Below are 3,208 nucleotides of genomic sequence, written 5' to 3'. Positions count from 1 at the left end.
AGCTCCGGCACATCTCCCAGGCCAGCGGCATGCGGCCCATCGGCGTGCTCGCGCGCCAGCGGGTCACCGACGGCGAGACCACCGTCGACGAGATCAACCGCGCCATCGGGAGGAACCTGTCTTGACGGCGCTCAGGACCTATTACTATCGCGTGCTCATGCCCCACGGGGCGCTCCGGACGGGCTTCTACCGGATCGCGGTGGAGCAGGACTTCTCCGCACGGTTGCGCCTCGAGCAGGAGTTCGACGGCACGGTGGTCAGCCTGTGGCCGCTGCCCCGCCCCGTCACCGCCGCCTGTGACGGTCTCCGGCGCATGATCCACCGCGGGATCCGCGCCGAGGACCTCGCCGGCTTCCTCCGCGACATGGGCATCATGCTCCGCGCCGGCGTGCCGGCGCTGGACGCCCTGCGCACCATCATCGGCGAGGGCGAGACCACCGGCACCAGGGGGATCACCCGCATCGCGCGGCAGATGCACGACGACCTGGACGCGGGCGTGTCGGTCAGCGAGGCGTTCGCCCGGCGCCCGGACGTCTTCCCGGAGACCGTCCGGAACCTCGTCGCCATCGGCGACCAGTCGGGCAACCTCGACCGCATGCTCATCGAGGGCGCGGAACACACCGAGCGGATGGTGAACATCCGGCGCGACATCCGCACCGCGCTCATCTACCCGATCTTCGTATTCGCCTCAATCATCGCCGTCGCGGCGTTCTGGATCACCTACGTCGTCCCCACCATGGGCGACCTCTTCGAGCAGCTGAACGCCGAGATGCCGGCGATCACCAGAAACCTCATCGCCTTCTCGGACCTGGTCGCCGGTAACGCCCTCGCGGTGATCCTGGTACTGGCGGCGCTGATAGCGGGCATCACCTGGGCGGTGCGCAACCACGAGCCCACACGCCATGCGATGCACACCCTCGCGCACCGGCTGCCGGTGACCCGCGTGCTGGCGACCTCCTCCGGGATGGCGGCGATCAGCGAGCACCTGGCGATCCTGGTGCGCTCGGGGCTGGACATCGTCACCAGCCTGGACGTGCTCACCCGCGCGACCGGCGACCTCTACTACCGCCGGCGACTCGCCCGGGTGCGCGAGGCGGTCACCCGCGGCGAGGGCGTGGCGTCCTCCATGCGCGCGGTGGGCGGCTTCCCCGCGATGGCGGTCCGCATGATCGCCGTCGGCGAGGACAGCGGCTCGATCGACGAGCAGCTCGACCACCTCTCGGCGGAGTACCGCAAGCGCCTGGACGTGGTCATCGCCTCGCTCTCCGAGATCATCAAACCCGCGATCATCCTGGTCGCCGGCGCGCTGTTCTTCGTACTGGTGCTGGCGCTGCTCATCCCGATCTACGACCTCATCCGCCAGGCCATGCAGATCTCCGCGGGAGGCGTGTGACCGTGTTCCCCCGTGCGCTCCCCGACATGAAACGCCAGCACGGGCTCGGGCTCGTCGAGACCCTGCTCATCACCCTGCTGGTGGGCGGCGCCCTCGTGGCCGGCACGCTGTGGCTGCAGATCCACACCGCGAGCGGGCAGGCCCGGGAGCAGGCCGATATCCTCCGGCAGGCCGACCGGGCGCTGCTCGGCTTCGCCACGGCCCACTACCGCCTGCCCTGTCCCGACACCGACGGCGACGGCCTCGAGGACTGCAGCGGCGGCGCCATCAAGGGTGCGCTGCCCTGGCGCGACCTCGGGGTCGAGGATCCGGCCCTGCGCGCGCGCATCCGCCAGCTGGCGTACATGGTCGACCGCACCGGCGCGGACCTGGCCAGCGCCGCGAACCGTTTCGATCCCGGCTCCGTCGGGACCGCGGAGTTCCGGACCGTGGACGACGACGGCCTCGTCGGCCACGACGGCGGCGACAACGAGTTCCGCGTGTTCGACAACGTCGGCACCCCGGACCTCTGCCTGGGGATCAGCCGGGCCGCCAACGCGTCCGCACCGACGGTCGGCGGCGCCGGCGGCTCGCCCGTGGCCTATGCCATCGCCCACCCTGGCAGCCGGGACATGGACGGCAGCGGCGGGCTGTTCGACGGGGAGAACGCCGCCGCCGGCCCGGTCATGGCCGACCCCGGGCGCGCCGCCGGCAGCGGCTACGACGACCGGGTCGTGCAGCGCAGCCACGGCCGCCTCTCGGAGGCGCTGAACTGCAGCAGCCTGATCCTCTCCCTAGAGGGGCTGTCGCTGGGCGTCTCCGCCGTGGACGAGGTCCATTCCCAACAGGAATGGCTCATCGGGAGCTCCAGCGTCGCCGCCGCAGTGAACGCGGTGAAGATGGCCATCGCCGGGACCAAGGCGGTGATCGCCGGCGGCACCCTCGGCACATCCATCACCGAGCTGTCCGCGGCATCGGCCGCGCTGAGCGCCGCCATCAGCACCTGCGTGGTCATCGTCGGCTGCGCCGAGATACCGCACGCGGCGGCGTGGACCGCTGCGGCCGGGGTGGCGGTGGGCGCGAGCTCGGCGGCGATCATCGCCAACGTCGCCGCCTACGGCCTCAACCTCGGGGCTCTGATCACGAACCTGACCGTCGCCGTGCAGATGGGCGTGGAACTCGACGAAGTGGACACCGGTCTCGGCAACGGTGGCGGCATCGACATTGACAGCCTGGTCGGCCTGGACGAGGTGAACGACCAGCTGATCGAGGCCCGTGACCAGGCCCAGGACGAGCTCGACGAACGCGAGGAGGAGCTCGACGAGGCCTTCGACGAGCGCCAGGACGCCTGCCGCTGCGGCGACGCCGGGCAGTGCCGCAATTACTACGACAACTGGGGCTGGGGCCTGGACGCGTTCCTCGACGACGAGATGCGCTCGATCATGAACGAGGTCAGCAACAAGGCCGACGACACCGATGCGGACGTCGACCTGGTCGACGAGCTGCGCGGCGATGCCGCGGACAACCTCGAGGCGCAGCAGGCACTCGAGCAGGCGATCGACGACCGCGACCGTGCCGAACGCGACGAGGACTTCGGCGACGACGCCGGCGGGGCCGACGACGCCCTCGGCTCGGCGCGCGACGAGGTCGAAGCCGAGCTGGAGAGCCGCATCGACGAGGTCAACGAGCGGATCGACGGGCTCCCCGGGGACCCGGCGGACACCGAGGAGGGCCAGCGCCTGCTCGAGGAGCGGCAGACGCTGCAGGAGACCCTCGACGACCTCGGCAGCACCACCTCCGGGCAGTCCAGCGACGAGCAGCTGGAGAGCATAGAGA

The 3,208-nt window shown here is 70.9% G+C and carries 2 protein-coding genes; both read left to right on the top strand.

The features are described 5' to 3' along the window. Positions 1–121: 121 nt before the first annotated feature. Positions 122–1,393: a type II secretion system F family protein gene (locus tag G7A99_RS17245; RefSeq protein ID WP_163142439.1), complete on the top strand. Its 1,272-nt coding sequence runs from the start codon at positions 122–124 to the stop codon at positions 1,391–1,393. 2 nt (positions 1,394–1,395) lie between these two features. Then, positions 1,396–3,208: hypothetical protein (locus tag G7A99_RS17240; RefSeq protein ID WP_163142436.1), on the top strand; the 1,813-nt coding region annotated here is incomplete at its 3' end.

It is taken from the genome of Arhodomonas sp. KWT (assembly GCF_010993615.1).
This window is presented reverse-complemented; position numbering and strand designations above follow the sequence as displayed.